The following is a 17,628-nucleotide window of genomic DNA, read 5'->3' on the forward strand; positions in this document are numbered from 1 at the left end:
TTAATAAGCTTACCGACAGGAACGCCCCATGGATGCTGCTTATGTAAGCGCCGACGATATTCGCGATCAGTTTTCCAAAGCGATGTCGGCGATGTATCAACAGGAAGTACCGCAATATGGCACGCTGCTCTCGCTGGTAGAGAGCGTGAATCATGATGTGCTGGCAGAGGATGCCGACTTAGCTCATACGCTCGAAGCGTCAGACGAACTGGCGCGCTTAAGCGTTGAGCGCCATGGAGCGATCCGCGTTGGTTTACCTGAAGAACTGTCACTGCTGCGGCGTATGTTTGCGGTGATGGGGATGCACCCCGTGGGTTACTACGACCTGGCTGCCGCCGGTGTGCCGGTGCACTCCACGGCGTTTCGCCCGGTGGATGATGACGCTTTAAAACGTAACCCCTTCCGCGTCTTTACCTCGCTGCTGCGCCTTGAGCTCATTGAGAACACACAGCTGCGTGAACAGGCGCGGGAAATTCTCTCCCGCCGTGAGATCGTGACGCCCGAGGCTCAGGCGCTGATTGCCCGCTGTGAGAAGCAAGGTGGCTTGAACGCTGACGACGCCGAAGCGTTTGTGCAGGCCGCGCTCAATACGTTCCGCTGGCACCACGATGCCACCGTGGACCGCGCCACCTATGACCGCTTACACCAGGAGCATCGGCTCATTGCCGACGTGGTGAGCTTTCGTGGCCCGCATATCAACCATCTTACGCCGCGCACCTTGGACATCGATGCGGTGCAGCAGCGGATGCCGAGTGTTGGCATCGACCCCAAGGCGGTGATTGAAGGTCCGCCCCGTCGCCGCTGCCCGATTCTACTGCGCCAAACCAGCTTCAAAGCGCTGGAAGAGACCATTACCTTTGCCGACAGCGTGGCGGGGCATCACACCGCCCGCTTCGGTGAAATCGAGCAGCGCGGCGTTGCTCTCACCCAGAAAGGGCGTGCGCTATACGATCAGCTGTTAGCCCAGTCGCAGCAACTGCCCCCCGCCAAAGATAACAGCGCTCATCAAGCGCAGCTGGCCGAGGTGTTCCAGGCATTCCCAGACGACCACGCCACGCTGCGTCGTGAAGGGCTGGCATTTTTCCACTACCAAGCGGTGCCGGATACCAACGCATCGCTTCCCGCGCAGATCAACGCGGATACCCTTGAAGCGCTCATCGAGCAGGGCGCGCTGTCCTGCCAGCCCATGATTTATGAGGACTTTCTGCCGGTAAGCGCGGCGGGTATCTTCCAATCGAACCTGGGCGGCGAGCAGCGCGACGAATACGCAAGCCAGGCTAACCAAGCCCAGTTCGAGCGTGACCTGGGGGCCGCCGTGATTGATGAGATTGCGCTATATGCACAGCGCCAGCAGGCGTCACTGGATAAGGCGCTGGCCGTACTTGGGGGAAGGTGTTAGAACGTGCTGACTAACACAAGACATGGTTAACCACATTACTGCGGGAGAGCGTTATGCAGCAGGGCAAAGTATTGGTGTTACATGGGCCTAATCTCAATTTATTAGGCACGCGACAGCCAGAAATTTATGGCTATGACACGCTGGACGATGTGAACAACCTGCTGCGTGAAAAAGCGGTAATGGCAGGCTGGGAGATCACCTGCCTGCAAAGTAATCATGAAGGCGCACTCATCGACGCCATCCACGCAGCGAGGGTGGATGGCACGCAGGCCATCATTATCAACCCGGCGGCCTACACCCATACCTCGGTGGCGATCCTCGATGCGTTGAACGCCTTTGATGGAAAGGTCATCGAAGTCCATCTCTCTAACGTGCATAAGCGCGAGGCATTTCGCCACCACTCCTATGTCTCGCTACGGGCCGATGGCGTGATTGCTGGCCTAGGCGTGCAGGGATATAAAGCGGCGCTAGAGGCGGTGATGGCTAGTTAATAGTCGCACGGATGTGAGCAACCTTGCTCTGTATAGCCGGTAGATAAACATTCACCAACGTGTCTAGGTCGACCCGAGCCGCGTTGGTGCTAATGTTGATAGCACCCATTAAGTGCTGCTTAGCGTCGTACACCGGTACAGCGATCGAGCGTAACCCTGAATCCAGCTCCTGATCGGAAATTGCATATCCTTGCTGACGTGCCTTAACGATACGGCGGCGTAACTCTTTAACGTCAGTCACGGTTTTATCGGTGAAGGGCTCTAGAGAGATTGTCGTTAAAAAGTGATCCAGCTCTTCATCACTGAGCTGAGCCAGCAGTATGCGTCCCATGGAGGTATATGCGGCGGGGAGTCGTGTGCCTACCGATAGCGTTATCGCCATTAAGCGATGTTTGGCTGCCGAGCGCGCGACATAGATCACATCGTTACCATCTAACACGCCCAGAGAAGACGACTCTCCTGTCTCAGCGGTTATTTCTTCTAAGTATTGCTGAATAACGCCTTGATAATTATTGGCAGACAAAAAAGCATAACCTAGCTGGAGCACGCGGGGAGCTAATTCAAAATAGCGTTGCTCCTTGCGTACGTATCCTAATGCATGCAGCGTCAGCAAAAAGCGCCTCGCTTTTGCCCTATTCATTCCAGTACGCGTGGCGACTTCGCTTAATGTCATACGGGGGTGTTCAGCGTCAAATGCTTGTATGACCTCCAAACCGCTCGCTAAAGCAGTGACAAAGTCGCGGCTTTCCGTACTAAGCATTTCTTCTTGCATGTCCAATATCCACTATGTGCAAAGGCGGTTAAAAAAGGGTAACGCAAAAAAGTTCGTTATGCGAACTTTGTGTTCTTCGTAGGCATTTGTGAGAACAATTTGCTGAAATGCTACTAAAGTTGTGTTTTTTAAAGTCTTAACAACAACGTAATCTCAAGTCATACACTGCGAATATATGTACGTGATACGAACAATAATTAACGCATAGGAAGATAAAAATGAACAAGTTCCTTAGCACCACATGCTTAGCTGCCTGCAGTGGCGTACTCATCTTGGGTATGACGGTATCTTCTGCCAGCGCCAATGAATGGCCCACTGATGACATACGGTTAGTGGTTCCCTACGCGCCGGGCGGTACTACGGATGTGCTTTCCCGTCGTGTGGCTGATCTTCTTCAACAAGAGCTCGATACGAATGTCATCGTAGAAAACCGTCCAGGTGCAGGCTCCACGGTGGGTACCGGGCGTCTTGCCAGAGGCGGGCGCGATGCGGGGCACACTATTTTGATGGCTTCACCAGGCCACACCATTGGGGCGGCTATTTATCCTGATCTTAGTTATGACCCCGTTGAAGATTTTGTCTTTCTGCAAAACATGATCGATATTCCGAATGTCATGGTGGTGCCCGCAAGCAGCCCCTATGAAAGCGTTATTGAGTTTGTGGAAGCCGCCCAAGAAGAGAACATGACCTTTAGTCACAGCGGTGTGGGTAGCTCCATTCACATGTCCGGCGAGCTATTTAAAACGCTGACGGATACCAATATGACGGCGGTGCCTTTCGCAGGGAGTGGCGCGGCGTTACCTGCGCTACTGGGAGGGGACGTGGATGTCTCGTTCGAGAACATGCCCACCGTGCTTTCTCATATTCGCTCGGGCGATTTACGCGCATTGGCAGTGACCTCTGCTGAGCGCTCTGAATACCTGCCGGATGTCCCCACGCTGGCAGAAATTGGTGAACATAACCTTGATCAGTTTATTACCACCGCCTGGTTTGGACTGATTGCGCATAACTCCTTCTCGGAAGAAGCGCAAAGCGTCATGCAAGAAGCTTTAGCTAAGGTGATGGAGCGTGAAGAGTTTCTGGATTTCGCCGAGCAGCTAGGTGCAGAGCCGGGGCAAGTGTCGGGTGAAGAATTCAAGCAATTCATCATTGCAGAAGTAGAGCGTTGGGACGGCGTAGCGCAGCAGGCAGGCATCAGCCAGTAAGCTAGGCGGCTTCTCACTAAGCACTGGGGCGAGAACCTGCGTTCTCGCCTTTCTTGTTTCTCTGGAGAAGGCAGCGATGACACGCGCATATGTTAAGCGAAGAATAAAAGATGTCAGTGATGTGATAGCAGGAAGCATCCTACTGTGCTTCTCATTGGCTCTGGTGTTTTATCTAGTGCCAAACTACATCAATGAACCGCCAATTTTACAAAACCCTATGATGTCGCCTCGCTGGCTACCTGGGATCGTTGGCTGGATGATCGTGCTGTTTTCGATACTGCTTATTTTACAAGGCTTCCTGCTAGATAGAAGCGGCGAGGACGATGAGCGACAGATTGAGAAAGGGTCAACGCGGCGCTTTATTTTGATGGTGGCTGCCCTGTTGATCTATGTCGCGTTGTTTGAAGCGATGGGGGCTGTTTTCACCGGTATTCTGGCAACGTTAATACTGTTTGTGGCACATCCCGTACGCACATGGTGGGCCTATAGCTTGGCCTTTGTGTTTCCTATCGCAGTGACATTCCTCTTTGTAAAAGTGATGAATGTACCGCTTCCAATATCGCCAATCGGTTTCTGATTGGCTGTTGATTGTTTTGGGTGATCTATGGAAAATTTTTCGGAAGTCATCGCGATATTCTTTAGTTTGGATAACTTTATCGCCATCGCCTTGGGAGTGGTGATCGGTGTAGTGGTGGGGTCTATCCCTGGATTGACGGCGACGATGGCGGTTGCGCTAGCATTGCCTTTTACCTTTTCTATGCAACCGGTTGCGGCGATTTTGCTGCTAGTAGGAATCTACAAAGGGGGGATGTATGGCGGCTCAATTACGGCCATATTAATAAGAACACCGGGCTCACCCGCCTCCGCATGCACCTTGCTAGATGGCTACCCCATGGCGCAACAGGGGCATGCCAAGAAAGCGCTGAAAACGGCACTCTATTCCTCGGTAATTGCCGACTTTATCTCTAATATTGCGCTGATCTTTTTTGCCGCTTACTTGGCTAAAATCGCCCTAAATTTTGGTGCGCCTGAATTCTTCTGGCTCATCTGCTTTTCGCTCACCATTATTATCTCTTTGGCCAGCGGCTCGATGATTAAGGGCTTGATGGCAGCACTGTTAGGTATTCTGCTTTCTTTAGTAGGGCTAGATGAGGTTTTTGGCTCTCAGCGGTTTACCTTTGGCAATTACAATTTAATGGACAGCATTTCTTTTATTCCGCTGTTGATCGGCCTGTTTGCTATCCCTGAGATTATCGAGTTCTACCGCAAGAAAGCACTACCTCATATTAAGGCGAAGGCGAGTGGTGCGGGTTTAGCCTTCTCTGAATTGAAGCGCTGCATGACGACCATTGTGCGAGGCAGTTTGATTGGTGTGATTATTGGGGCTATTCCAGGTACGGGCGCCACAGCTGCAGCGTTCATTTCTTACAGCGATGCCCGCCGACGCTCGCCTAATAAGGCGAATTTCGGTAAGGGTGAGGTAGAAGGCGTGGCGGCTGCAGAGGCAGGCAACAATGGCGTCGCTGGCGCCACGATGATTCCTCTATTATCACTGGGTATCCCCGGTGATGTGATTACGGCCATTATTCTGGGCGCTTTTATGGTTCATGGCCTGACACCTGGCCCCATCATGTTCCAAGAGAACCTGTCGCTGATTTACGCGCTGTTTATGGGCATTATGTTTAGCTCGGTGGTATTACTGCTGGTGGGCAATGTCGCCATTAAGTATTTCTCTTTAATTGCCGACATTCCTAAATCGATTCTCTTTCCCATTGTGTTAATGTTCTGCGTTTACGGTGCGTATGCCGTTAACAATGACACCTTTGATGTATGGCTCATGCTGGCCTTTGGTGTGTTGGGTTATATCTTCAATCGTGCCGCGATACCTGCAGCGCCCTTTTTGATCGGTTTTATTCTCGGCCCTATGTTTGAAGATAACCTGCGCCGTTCGCTGCTGATAGGCCATAACGATCTTTCAATTTTTGTGCGCGGGCCCATCACCTGGGCTTTCATTGCTTTGACGGTGGGGTCGATTGGCTTAGCCCTTTATCGCTTTATCTCAGCGCGCCGTGAAGCGCGTAATATCGCTGATAAGGCTTGATAAAAGGCCAAGTTGCGCATGCACGCTCGGCGGCGGCTGTTACCCGACGGTCACACCGCCGCACACATAAAGCGTTTGGCCGGTAATAAAGCCACTACGCTCGTCGCAAAAGAAGCTAACCGCCTGAGCCACGTCTTCTGGCTGGCCCATCCGCTGTAGCGGAATGTTGTCAATGATACGGCGTGCGCGTTCAGAGTCGGGTGGGTTATTTTGCCAAAAGGCACTGGTCGCGATGGGCCCCGGAGCGACGCAGTTAACGGTGATGCCGTGCTCTGCAAGCTCAAGCGCCCAGGTGCGGGCCATGGATTGCAGCGCTCCCTTTGTTGCACTGTAAATAGTGCGTGCTTCTTTGCCCAGTACCACGCGGCTAGCGTTCATGACGATGCGCCCCCTACCCTGTGCCTTCATCGCAGGCAGCAACGCCTGAGTGCAGATCAGCGCTGAGCGAACGTTGAGCTGCATTAACTTATCGAAGTCCTCGAGTGTGGCCTCCTCAAGTAGGGCAGGCGCAACAATACCGACGTTGTTAATGAGTCGGGTCACTGGATAGCGCTCGGCAATATCAGCCACGATCTGACGAGTTGCCTCGGCGTCGGCAAGATCGACTTGGTAGGCGTCTGCTTGCAAAGAGTCTACTTCTGGTTCGACGATATCCAATACGAGAACGCGATAGCCATCCTGCTGAAGGCGCAAGGCAATAGCTTGGCCGATATTTCTTGCCCCTCCCGTGACAACAGCAACGTCTTGTTGAGAATACTCGTGGCTCATTCATGTTTCCTCGTTTGCGATATAGTCGGGAGGCTCAAAAGGCGAGTAAACCACCCAGTGTCATGAGCCAAATAAGTAAGCTAAGCGTAAAAAAGGAAGCTACCGTCGCCACTAGCATGGCGGTAGCAGTCACGTCTCCTAAGTGATAGCGCTGTCCAAATAGGGGATAGATACTAATCATTGGTGACGCGGCAAACAGAAGCGCACCCGCCATGTAGAGTGGCTCAATATCAGGCATGAGTAAAAACGCGACCAAAATAGCCAAGGGATGAATCAGCAGCTTCCCAACCACAATTTGTCCGACATCTCTCATCATTCCTTGAGCGCGCAGACCAAATAACGATCCACCAATGACAAAGAGCGCGGCAGGCCCGGCGGCTTCGGCCAGCATGTGGATTGCTTTATCAATCGGGGGTGGAATAACGATGCCCGTCGATGCGATTACTATCCCTATGGTTAACCCAATCAGTATCGGATTTTTGGCCAGATTCTGTGCCGTTTGGCGCAGGGTATGCCATACGTTTGAGCCCTGTTGGTTACCCATCTCAGCAAGAATAAGCGCCGCGGGAATCACCAGCAGGTTTTCAACGAGCATATTGAGGGCTAACAGCACCGCAGCCGGTGAACCGATGACCATGGCGGCGACCGGGTAGCCAACAAATCCGCTATTCGATGCGGCCATTCCGAGCGCTTGCATGGCGCTGGCGTTAAGGGGTTGGCGCTGCAGCTTTAAGCAAAGTATTAAGCCTGCGCCTAACACGGCTATCGAGCCTAAGCCGTAGGCCATCAAGTATCTGGGCTGAAAAATTTCGCCCAGCGGCTGCTGGGTTAAGGCGCGAATCACCAGGGCTGGCAGGGCGCAGTACAGCACAAAAATACCCACGCCTTGCAGCTGTTCGCGCTGGATAACTCCGCTCCACCGAGCCATATAACCAATACCAATCAGCAGAAAAATAGGGGTGGTAATGGCTAGAATGGCGAGCATGGCAGTCTCTCCAGCGCATCATAGGGTTAAAAGACTCAAGTTCGAATGGCGAATAACTGTACGCTATTGCGAGAGTCTATCATGGCACACGTTGGGCTCTCGGTGAGACAAGTTGCTCAATGTAGTGCGTGCGTAGGGGGATCACATGAGGCGTAATCTGTTCAGCACTGAGGTGACCATGGGTGAAAAATCGAAATGCGTCTACGCCCTGAAAGACGAACAGGTCAACGCCGGAGAGTGTTTTCGCCTTTGCTTGATGAGCCGCCTTTAACAGCTCGGTATGGGCCGGAATATAAACGGCATCAAATACCCAGTGCTGAGCGCCAAGGCCTGTGGTATCGATAGGGCAACCGGGATGGTTGATGTGACCAATAGGGGTGCAATTCACAACACCTTGCCATGTTGGCAATTCGCGCTGAGCTTGCTCGGCTGAAACGCACTCCGCTGTAATGCCCATGGCATTAAGGTCTCGACACAGGGTGTCGGCACGCTGCTCGTCGCGTTCAAGAATATGGATGCAGTGCGCCGACAGCTCACCGAGTGCACATGCCACGGCGCGTCCTACGCCACCGGCCCCGATCAGTAAGACATCGCCAGCAGGCTGGCTACCAAACGAGTGGCGGTAGGCACTAATAAACCCCGTATAGTCGGTGTTTTCGGCACGTAATCCCTGTTCATCGAACAGTAGTGTATTAGCAGTACCGACTCGCTGTACGCCTTCTCCGCAGACATCTGCTAATTTTGCGGCCTTCTCTTTAAAGGGAAAGGTGACGTTGGTGCCCCGGTACCCCTCTGCGCGCAGCGTTTGAATCGCGCTGGCGAAGTCGAAATCCGCGATTCCCAGGCTGTCCACTAAGTCGTAGCGGACAGCCACGCCCAATGATGCTCCCAAGCGTTCGTGCAGGTCGGGAGATTGTGATTTGGCGATGCCTTCGCCAACGAGTCCTAATTTGATCATGCTGGGCGCTCTCCCGTGTCGGCATTACTATCTGAGGCTAAGAGGTCTGCTTCTAGGCGCTGCTGCGCGGTGACACGCACAAAGGCATTTGGCGCACCTAGCCCTTGATAGCCTTCTCGCTGCACTAATTCGATGAAAAAGGCTTTATGGTTGGGTTGCGTATAGAGCTGATGGAAGTCGCCGTGACTGTCTTGGTCAAAGAGAATGTGGTGCTCCTGCATCCAGGCGTGGGTTTGTGCAGGGAGGTCAAAACGCGCAGCCAGGTCACGATAGTAGTTGCTGGGTATCGGTAGCACCGGGGTCTTTGCCTTATGTAAGGCGGTACTGGTGTCGCGCATGGAGGTGGTGCTCAAGGCAATATGGTGAACGCCCGAACCACCATACTGACGAACAAAACGGTTGCTGGCAGTGTCCGGCGAGGCGCTGGCATTGAGCGCTAGGCGAAAGCGGCCATTGCCGTTTTGGAGTACTTGGCTTTGAATCAAGCCGCGCGGGTCGGTGACATCAAAAGAGGGGGTCACCTCCAACTGGAAGATAGCGCGGTATTGCAGCATCAGTGAAAGGTAGTCATGGTAGGAGAGTGCGACGCTGATATGGTCGATATCCACTAGCGACCCTTGAGGAACCGGCTGACGCTCCAGAGGAAACTCGCGATCCCACGTGCGGCTCAGCTGAGAGTCATCGATGATATAGGAGAGGCTGCCGTCCACATTTCTTAGTGCGCTCATTCGGTGGCTAGCCCCTACCTCTTCAGGCTCCACGATCTCGTAACCCAGCTTGTCCGCTCGTTTAAACGCCTCATACGCGTTACCCACGCGTAGGCCAATCGCTGTGACAGCCGTGGCGTCACGCCCTGGCACACGGCCCGTAAAGCTTGATTCGGTATTCAAGACTAAGTTGACGTCGCCTGCGGCCCAGCGCTCGGCGTTCAGCGTGTGATGTCGTCCTACGCAGGCCATTCCCAGTGCGCTGAGCAGCTCGCGCAGCGGGGCTAAGTCATTGGGCTCAACCGCTATTTCGAGAAAGGCGACGGACTCAATCGGCTGTGGTGCAGGAATGCCGCTATCGCCCTGCATGCTGCGCAGCAAGTGGTAGGAGCGTAAACCATCACGAGCGGTTTGATCGCTGTGGCCCATGCGGAACACATCGTTAAAAATCTCATGGGAGAGCGGGCCGTCGTAGCGAGTCTCTTCCAGCATAGCCATGAACTTATCCATCTGTAGTTCGCCCTGGCCGGGGAAACAGCGGTAGTGACGGCTCCATGAAAGGTGATCCATAGACAGGCGTGGCGCATCGGCGGTCTGTACTAAAAAGATATGATCACCGGGAATGCGGCCAATGGTGCCTAGCTCAGTCTGGCGCGAGAAAATATGGAAAGTATCCAGTACTAAGCCAACATGAGGGTGGGCAGCGCGGCGTACCACTTCCCAGCTGTCTCGGTAATCGTGAATATGTCGCCCCCAGGCCAGGGCTTCATAGGCCACACGTAACTTGCGTTTCGCAGCGCGTTCGCCCAGCTCGAAAAAATCATCGGCAGCGCGGCTAATTCCTGGGAGTGCATCCGGGTGAACGGTGCTGCATGCCATCAGCAAATCGGTGCCGAGCTCTTCCATCAGGTCAAACTTGTGCTCGGCGCGATCAAAGGCGCGCTCCCGCGCGCGGCCCTGTAGCCCTTCAAAGTCTCGAAAAGGCTGTAGAGTGACCAGCTTCAACCCACGGGAACGAATGAGCTCGCCTGCTTCCCGTGGCGTGCCTGCGAATGCCGTTAAATCGTTTTCAAACAGCTCAAGCCCTTCAAAACCTGCCTGAGCAATTGCGTCTACTTTCTCTTCCAGTGATCCGCTGAGGCAAACGGTAGCAATCGATGAGTACATAGCATCATGCTCCTTGTAATGGTGGAGATCAGTAGCCAGCCAAACGCGGCAGGAACGTGACTAAGGAGGGTACAAAGGTAATGAGCAGCAGGATTAAGAACTGAACAGCGAGCATGGGCATAATGCGACGGATAATGGGGCCCATGCCCACGCCCGAGACGGAGTCCGCAACAAAGAGACAGAGCCCCATGGGAGGAGTGATCAGACCCATCATTAAGTTAAAGATCACCACAATGCCGAAGTGCAATGGGTCGATGCCCAGCGCCATGGCAATAGGGTGGAGAATGGGGACAAGCACCAAAATGGCGGCAATGCCTTCCAAAAAGAGCCCGACCACCAACAGCAGAAGAATGACGGCAATGAGGAAGGTCCACTGGGTATCAATGCTCATTAAGGCCCATTCCGTTAGCATGTTGGGCACGCGCTCGAACGTTAACACCCAGTTGGCGGCGGCAACGGCCCCCATGATGACCATGATCACCGCGCTATCGCGCATGGCGCGAGCAAAGATACCGGGTAGGTTAACCAGTTTGATGTTGCGGTAGAGCACCACGCCGAGAATCAGCGCATACACAACAGCAAACGCCGCTGCCTCCGTTGGGGTGACAATGCCTGCAAGAATGGCACCGACGACAAACACCGGCATAAGTGCAGGCAGTAAACCATGCAGTAACGCATGACGCCGTGACTGCTGCTTTACCTTTGCCGTGCTAAGGTCGCCTGCAAAGAAGTAAACGTAAATCGAGAGCCCAAGGGCGAGTAAGAAGCCAGGCACGATACCAGCCAAAAAGAGCCCCGGCACCGAGACGCCCGATACCGTTAGCGCGTAAATAATGACCGGAATGCTAGGTGGAATAATGGGGCCAATGACTGACGACGCCGCGGTGAGAGCGGCGGCAAAGTCACGCGGGTAGCCCTCTTTTTCCATCGAAGGAATGAACACGCGGCCAAGCGCTGATGTATCCGCAATCGCTGAGCCCGAAAGCCCGGCAAAAATCACGGATGCCCAGATATTGACGTGTGCAAGCCCAGCTTTGAGCCGGCCAACAATGGCGCTGGCCAGGTTAATAATGCGGTGGGTGATACCGGCTTCGTTCATTAGCTCGCCGGCTAAAATGAAGAGCGGAATAGCCAGCAGCGGAAACGATTCCATGCCGCCAAAAAACTGCTGCGACACGATGCGAATGTGGTAGGGCAAATCGCCGACGCTCATCAGTACCGTGAGGGAGCCTAAAATCGCGAAGGCAAACGGCACACCCAGTAAAACAAGTGCTACAAGCAGTATAAAAATCATGAGGATGCCTCCTCGTCAGTTGGCTGACTCAGGCGTAGTGCACCCATGACGAGCGCTGAGAGGCTAAGTAACCCACCGCCCAGCAACATAGAGGCTTGGAACAGCCACATTGGCATGCCGGTACTTGATGAGGTGCGCCCACCCCGTGCTGAGATGAACTCAACCGCTGACACCATTAAGCCGATTCCAACGGCGAGCACCACTAAGTCGACAGCGACCGCCTGCCAGCGCACCCAGTGTGCAGGCAGTAAACGGCGAATAAGATCAAAGCCGATATGTTTATCTTGTAAATAGGCCCAGGACATACCGAACATCAGGCCATAAATCATCAGGTAAATGGCGGTGTCTTCTCCCCAGCTAATGGAACCGCCATAGGTGTAGCGCGCAAATGCATTACCCGCGACCAGCAGGAAGATCAGCATCATGGCAAGCCCTGCCAAGCTGCCATTAAAAAGTATGAGGCCGCGATGTATCCGGCTGAGAAGAGCAGACATAAGGGCACCTTCAATCAATAGTCAGGCACGCAAGTAGGCGAGCAGGCCACGGTTGGCCTACTCGCAAGCACTTACTTTGAATGGCGTGTTAGAAGCGTGAGGAGGCGTCATCCACTGCGGAAGAGAGGCGATCAATCCACTCGGCATCATCGCCAAGCTCATTGCGCAGATAAGCCTGAACCGGTGGCTGTGCTGCTTCCCGGAAAGCCTCCATTTGCTCAGCGGTTGGCTGAGTGATCTCCATGCCTTCTGCTTGCAGCTTGGTGATGCCCTCGGCGGAATTGAACTGCTGGATGGCGCGGCCGGTGGTGCCTGCCACCACAGCAGCACGCTTCACGGCGGCTTGTTCTTCTTCAGAAAGCGACTGGAAGATCTCATCGTTGATCAGGATGTGATCGACACCGTACACATGGCGATCAAGGGTGAGGTAGTCCTGGAACTCATAGAAATTGTTGCCGTAGATAACCGAGATGGGGTTCTCTTGACCATCCACGACGCCAGTCGCCAGTGCTGTTGGCACCTCGCCCCAGGCAATCCCTTGTGGTACCCCCCCTAACGCATTCACCATTTCTAGGTAGAGGGGAATGGTTTGCACCCGGAACTTTAAACCCCGCATGTCTTCGGGGGTATGAATGGGGCGCACAGAGTTGGTGAAGTGACGAAAGCCAGTTTCCCCATAGGCCAGAGTACGCAAGCCGGTTTGTTCAAGGCAGTGCTCGGCGAGTGCCGTACCGAACTCACCATCCATGACTTCCCAAGCAACGGGCGCTGATGGGAAGGTGTACGGAATATCTGTCACCGCGACGGCTGGGCAGAAGTTAGCGTAAGCACCGGAGACCATCGCAATACTAATGGTGCCGTCCTGTGCACCTTCAATCAGTTCGGTTTCACCCCCTAACGAACCCGCCGGATAGAGCTCAACCGTCAGATCGGTTTCGGCTTCTACTAGGTTTTTGAAGACTTGACCGGCCGCGCCCTTTTTAGAGGTTGTCCAGTCGTCAGGGTCCACATGGGCAAAGCGCAAGGTTTGTGCAGAGGCATGGGCCGCAGAGAAGAGTGCTGCCGTGGTGATAGCCACTGTTAGCGTGCGTTTCATTGATGTTTTTTGTAGTGAAAACATGGGGCGTAGAGACATTATTGTTGTCCTCTTATCGAGCCATTGTCATGGGGCTTGAAAAGCCATGAAGGTAGCGCGCATGGCCATTTCACTGTGTCCAAAACAACAATGTACGAAATGGTACGTTCAGTCAAGGTATGGCATACTAGACCAAAGACGATCACGATAATAAAGGCCCATTAATGACAGCCAAATCCAACGCTTCTTCGTCCTCTTCCACACGACGCGGTCGTAAAAACGACCCTGAGTCTGTCCAGGCCGATATTCTTGCGGTCGCGACTCGAGAGTTCTCGGAAAAAGGCTTATCGGGGGCGCGAATTGATGAGATCGCCGAAAAAACGCGTGCCTCCAAGCGCATGATTTACTACTACTTCAAAGATAAAGAGACGCTCTACTTACATACGCTAGAAGCGGCTTATCAAAAGGTGCGTTTACAAGAGGCAGAGCTGCAACTCAATCACTTAGCGCCCCTAGAGGCACTGAGTCGATTAGTACGCTTTACGTTTTGCCATCACGCTAAAAACCCTGACTTCATTCGCCTGGTGATGATTGAGAATATTCATCACGGCCGCTACTTAGCGCAATCGAAACTGATCCAGTCGCTGAATGCGGGGGTGATTGATGCGCTCACCAACGTTTATAACCGCGGTGTTGAAGAAGGCTGTTTTCGTGAAGGGCTAGATCCCCGTGAGCTTCATTGGCTTATTAGTGCGCTGTCATTCTTTAATGTCTCCAACCAGCACACGTTTTCACGCATTTTCGATTGGAAACAGGCGGCACCGGAGAATCAGCGCAAATTGGAAGACCATGTCACGGACATGGTGATGCGGTACGTGTTGCCGGATGACACCGCGATGGCAAATCCCTAGCAAAGCTCTCGTGAGCAGCAATATCGGTCATGTTTAAATTTTGGTTGCCCGATAGGTAGCGGTCTATTTAGCCTATAGTTCGAAGAGCGAACATAAGTACAAACGTGTGAGTGCACTCAGAACTATTGCCTCTTGGCACTCAGTTGCCAAGGTGTTGCTAACGGAGACGTCGTTGCCATGCCCGCCATCTTTACCAAACACCCCTTCATGAGCCAGCCAGCCTTGGATGCCTGTGATGAACAGGCCATGGTGAACGCCATGCTGGCCTTTGAACTCGCCCTTGCGGAAGTGCAAGAAGCCAGCGGAGCAATCCCAGCCGGGGTTAGCCAGCAAATACGCGATCAGTTAGAAAAGGCCATCTTCAGCGTTGACACCATTGCAGAGGGCATCGCCAGTGGTGGCAATGTGGCGATTCCTTTCGTCAAGCAGGGGCGCTCACTGCTCCCTAACGAGTTAAAACGCTACTGGCACCAGGGGGCGACCAGTCAGGATGTCGTCGATTCTGCATTAATGCTGCTGCTAAAACCCCGCTTAGTGGCACTGGATAGTTTGCTGCGGCGCTGTCGCTCTGCGGCGCTGGTGCTTATGGAGTCTCATGCTCAGACGCCCATGGTGGGGCGCACGCTGATGCAGCAGGCGCTACCGATTACTTTTGGGGTCAAGGTGTCTCACTGGGCAGTAGGGTTAGAGCAAGCACGGCGGCGATTACTCACCGTAGAGCTGCCCGTGCAGTTTGGCGGCGCGGTAGGGGTGCACTCTGGCTGGGATGCCCTTGGGCTTGACTGGATGGACGCGCTAGCCGAGCGGCTAGGTTTGGCATCGACCGTTCTTCCCTGGCATACCGACCGCTATCCAATTCACGCACTAGGTACGGCATTCGATGCAGTGGCTGGTGCTGCTGACAAAATCTCCTTGGACATATCACTGCTCACACAAACGGAAATCGGTGAAGTGGCCGAGCCCTCAGCACCCGGGATGGGGGAGTCCTCATCAATGCCCCATAAGCGCAATCCTGTGCGCTGCGCCATGATTCGAAGTGCAGCACGGCAAGTACATGGCCACACCAGCGTCTTGATCAATGCTTCTGCTCAGCCTCTGGAGCGAGGGTTGGGTGAGTGGCATGCGGAGTGGGCACCGCTAATCGAAAGCGCTTTATTGGTAGAAGGGGCGCTGGCGCAAGTGGCTGTGTTGCTGGAGGGATTAGAAGTGAATCCCGGCAACATGCAGCGCAACTTGGCGGCCACTGGTGGTGGCATTATGGCAGAGCCAGTGGCGCGCTTATTAACACCTCATTTGGGGTCTGATGCGGCTAAAGCAGTGAGTGCTGCAGCGGCAGAAACGTCGCGCCTTGAAAGGCGCCCTTACGCTGAGGTACTTGTTGAGGTGCTCTCCACGTCTCCCGAGCTCACCGACCAAGTTGATGCCACGGCGCTGCGTCAGGCGTGTGACCCTGCTTTATACCTTGGTAGCAGCGAACGGCAGGTGGCGCGTGCCTGCCAATGGCTGATTTCTGAATAAGTAATTGTTTATAAGCGTTTTGTTTGTTGCCTGAACGAAGCATTTGAATGGTTCCGTTGTTTTGAGAGGCTCCGCCGCTATTTGACCCGATGGGTGTTCAGCAGTAACTTGTTCGTATTAAGAATCTGTGTTCGTCTGACGAACAAATACCGACAAGTATGGCAACGACCAGCTAAGAGGCACCCATCATGGCCGAGTTTCTCAGCTTGCATGACGCGGTAGCGCGCTACGTCCAAGACGGCGCTACGGTGGCCATGGAAGGCTTTACCCACCTGATTCCGTTTGCCGCCGGTCACGAAGTGATCTGGCAGAAAAAACGCGATCTGACGCTGATCCGCATGACCCCCGATATTATTTACGATCAAATGATCGGCGCGGGCTGTGCCAAAAAAGTCATCTTCTCCTGGGGCGGTAACCCCGGCGTAGGATCACTTCACCGCCTGCGCGATGCGGTTGAGAAAGGCTGGCCGTGCAAGATCGAGATTCTCGAGCACAGCCACGCGGCCATGGCCTGCGCCTTTGAAGCAGGTGCCGCAGGATTACCGCTAGCGGTGTTCCGTGGCTATATCGGCAGCGAACTGCCCAGCGTCAATGATCAAATCAAATTCATTGAGTGCCCGTTTACCGGTGAACGCCTGGCCGCAGTACCGTCGGTGCGTCCAGATGTCTCGATCATTCATGCTCAGCGTGCTGACCGCCAAGGCAACGTGCTGGTAGAAGGCATTGTCGGCGTACAGAAAGAGGCCGTGCTCGCTGCCAAGCACAGCATCGTCACGGTGGAGGAGATCGTCGATGATCTGAACGCGCACCCCAACGCCTGCGTGATCCCCAGCTGGGCGATCAGCGCCGTTGCGGTAGCAGAGAAAGGCGCGCTGCCTTCCTACACCCACGGTTATTACGGCCGCAGCAACCGCTTCTATAAAGAGTGGGATGCCATCGCGCGTGATCGCGACACCTTTACTCAGTGGCTCGACGAGAACGTTTACCGTAAAGAGGAGAAACGCTAATGAGCCTCGAATATACCTCTTCTGAAATGATGTCGGTGACTGCTGCTCGGGCGCTGGAAAACGGCATGACCTGCTTTGTAGGTATCGGTTTACCTTCAGAAGCTGCCAACCTAGCGCGGCTGACTCACGCCCCTGAAGTCGTGCTGATTTACGAATCCGGCACCCTGCAAACCAAGCCCGATATTCTGCCGCTCTCGATTGGCGATGGGGAGCTATGCGAATCAGCGCTGACCACCGTGGCAGTACCGGAAATGTTCCGCTACTGGCTGCAAGGCGGCAAAGTGGATGTGGGCTTTCTAGGCACCGCGCAAATCGACCGCTTCGCTAACCTTAACACCACGCTGATCGGTGATTACAAAGCGCCCAAGGTTCGCCTGCCAGGCGGCGGCGGGGCACCGGAAATCGCCACCAATGCAGGCGAAGTGTTTATCACCCTGAAGCACTCCAAGCGGGCCTTTGTAAAAGACGTTGATTTCGTCACCACGCTAGGCTTTGGCCGCGACGGTAAAGGGCGCGATAACGTGCCCAATATCGGCAAAGGCCCCACCCGGGTAATTACCGACCTGTGCGTGATGAAGCCTGACCCGGAGACGAAAGAGTTAGTGGTGGTATCGCTACACCCCGGCGTAACCCGCGAAGAGGTGATTGACGCAACGGGCTGGGACATTCGCTTTGCCGAGCAGCTGGAGAGCACCCCAGAGCCCAGCGAAAACGAGCTGACGATTCTGCGTGAGCTAAAAGCCCGTACCGAGCGGGCGCACGCGGGCGAATAAGGA

The 17,628-nt window shown here is 54.1% G+C and carries 17 protein-coding genes; 9 read left to right on the forward strand and 8 right to left on the reverse strand.

Annotation, left to right across the window (positions count from 1 at the left end; all coding sequences use genetic code 11):
- The first annotated feature begins 28 nt into the window (after nt 1-28).
- Both hglS and aroQ read left to right on the forward strand, forming a co-directional pair.
- Nucleotides 29-1,399, forward strand: coding sequence for a 2-oxoadipate dioxygenase/decarboxylase HglS (gene hglS / locus IEW65_RS11415; RefSeq protein WP_188639607.1), 1,371 nt, complete (start codon nt 29-31; stop codon nt 1,397-1,399).
- A gap of 53 nt (nt 1,400-1,452) precedes the next feature.
- Nucleotides 1,453-1,890, forward strand: a complete 438-nt coding sequence (gene aroQ / locus IEW65_RS11420; RefSeq protein WP_188639608.1) for a type II 3-dehydroquinate dehydratase — start codon at nt 1,453-1,455, stop codon at nt 1,888-1,890.
- Here the strand turns inward: aroQ and IEW65_RS11425 are convergent.
- A complete protein-coding gene (locus tag IEW65_RS11425; protein ID WP_188639609.1) occupies nt 1,883-2,662 on the reverse strand; it encodes an IclR family transcriptional regulator domain-containing protein in 780 nt (259 codons plus the stop codon). The two genes, aroQ and IEW65_RS11425, sit on opposite strands and share 8 nt — an antisense overlap.
- A 218-nt stretch (nt 2,663-2,880) precedes the next feature.
- Here IEW65_RS11425 and IEW65_RS11430 point away from each other — a divergent pair, with 218 nt between their 5' ends.
- The 3 genes from IEW65_RS11430 to IEW65_RS11440 all read left to right on the forward strand — a co-directional run bounded on the left by IEW65_RS11430 (nt 2,881) and on the right by IEW65_RS11440 (nt 5,968).
- Nucleotides 2,881-3,867, forward strand: a complete 987-nt coding sequence (locus IEW65_RS11430) for a Bug family tripartite tricarboxylate transporter substrate binding protein (RefSeq protein ID WP_188639610.1) — start codon at nt 2,881-2,883, stop codon at nt 3,865-3,867.
- 76 nt (nt 3,868-3,943) lie between these two features.
- Nucleotides 3,944-4,444: a tripartite tricarboxylate transporter TctB family protein gene (locus IEW65_RS11435; RefSeq protein ID WP_188639611.1), complete on the forward strand. Its 501-nt coding sequence runs from the start codon at nt 3,944-3,946 to the stop codon at nt 4,442-4,444.
- Nucleotides 4,445-4,471: 27 nt separating this feature from the next.
- Nucleotides 4,472-5,968, forward strand: coding sequence for a tripartite tricarboxylate transporter permease (locus IEW65_RS11440; protein ID WP_188639612.1), 1,497 nt, complete (start codon nt 4,472-4,474; stop codon nt 5,966-5,968).
- Nucleotides 5,969-6,007: 39 nt separating this feature from the next.
- Here IEW65_RS11440 and IEW65_RS11445 read toward each other — a convergent pair whose 3' ends face one another.
- From IEW65_RS11445 to IEW65_RS11475, 7 genes are all read right to left on the reverse strand, one after another.
- Entirely contained in the window at nt 6,008-6,736 is a 729-nt protein-coding gene (locus IEW65_RS11445; protein ID WP_188639613.1) for an SDR family NAD(P)-dependent oxidoreductase, read from the reverse strand.
- Nucleotides 6,737-6,770: 34 nt separating this feature from the next.
- Nucleotides 6,771-7,721, reverse strand: a complete 951-nt coding sequence (locus tag IEW65_RS11450) for an AEC family transporter (RefSeq protein WP_188639614.1) — start codon at nt 7,719-7,721, stop codon at nt 6,771-6,773.
- A gap of 79 nt (nt 7,722-7,800) precedes the next feature.
- Complete coding sequence (locus IEW65_RS11455; RefSeq protein WP_188639615.1) at nt 7,801-8,679, reverse strand: shikimate dehydrogenase family protein; 879 nt, start codon at nt 8,677-8,679, stop codon at nt 7,801-7,803.
- Nucleotides 8,676-10,553 carry a bifunctional sugar phosphate isomerase/epimerase/4-hydroxyphenylpyruvate dioxygenase family protein gene (locus tag IEW65_RS11460; RefSeq protein WP_188639616.1) on the reverse strand — a complete coding sequence of 626 codons (1,878 nt, stop codon included), beginning with the start codon at nt 10,551-10,553 and terminating at the stop codon, nt 8,676-8,678. The genes IEW65_RS11455 and IEW65_RS11460 overlap by 4 nt, the downstream gene beginning before the upstream one ends.
- 28 nt (nt 10,554-10,581) lie before the next feature.
- Nucleotides 10,582-11,847: a TRAP transporter large permease gene (locus IEW65_RS11465; protein WP_188639617.1), complete on the reverse strand. Its 1,266-nt coding sequence runs from the start codon at nt 11,845-11,847 to the stop codon at nt 10,582-10,584.
- Entirely contained in the window at nt 11,844-12,341 is a 498-nt protein-coding gene (locus IEW65_RS11470; RefSeq protein ID WP_188639618.1) for a TRAP transporter small permease, read from the reverse strand. Before IEW65_RS11470 ends, IEW65_RS11465 begins: the two co-directional genes overlap by 4 nt.
- A gap of 88 nt (nt 12,342-12,429) precedes the next feature.
- On the reverse strand, nt 12,430-13,476 hold the full coding sequence (locus IEW65_RS11475) for a DctP family TRAP transporter solute-binding subunit (protein WP_188639619.1): 1,047 nt from the start codon (nt 13,474-13,476) through the stop codon (nt 12,430-12,432).
- A gap of 164 nt (nt 13,477-13,640) precedes the next feature.
- Here IEW65_RS11475 and IEW65_RS11480 point away from each other — a divergent pair, with 164 nt between their 5' ends.
- The 4 genes from IEW65_RS11480 to IEW65_RS11495 all read left to right on the forward strand — a co-directional run bounded on the left by IEW65_RS11480 (nt 13,641) and on the right by IEW65_RS11495 (nt 17,625).
- Nucleotides 13,641-14,327, forward strand: coding sequence for a TetR/AcrR family transcriptional regulator (locus IEW65_RS11480; protein ID WP_188639620.1), 687 nt, complete (start codon nt 13,641-13,643; stop codon nt 14,325-14,327).
- Nucleotides 14,328-14,504: 177 nt separating this feature from the next.
- Nucleotides 14,505-15,845, forward strand: coding sequence for a class-II fumarase/aspartase family protein (locus IEW65_RS11485; protein ID WP_188639621.1), 1,341 nt, complete (start codon nt 14,505-14,507; stop codon nt 15,843-15,845).
- Nucleotides 15,846-16,033: 188 nt separating this feature from the next.
- Nucleotides 16,034-16,852 carry a CoA transferase subunit A gene (locus tag IEW65_RS11490; RefSeq protein ID WP_188639622.1) on the forward strand — a complete coding sequence of 273 codons (819 nt, stop codon included), beginning with the start codon at nt 16,034-16,036 and terminating at the stop codon, nt 16,850-16,852.
- On the forward strand, nt 16,852-17,625 hold the full coding sequence (locus tag IEW65_RS11495; protein WP_188639623.1) for a CoA-transferase subunit beta: 774 nt from the start codon (nt 16,852-16,854) through the stop codon (nt 17,623-17,625). The genes IEW65_RS11490 and IEW65_RS11495 overlap by 1 nt, the downstream gene beginning before the upstream one ends.
- Nucleotides 17,626-17,628: the final 3 nt, after the last annotated feature.

The sequence above is a fragment of the Vreelandella lutescens genome, from assembly GCF_014640815.1.
Lineage (GTDB): Bacteria > Pseudomonadota > Gammaproteobacteria > Pseudomonadales > Halomonadaceae > Vreelandella > Vreelandella lutescens.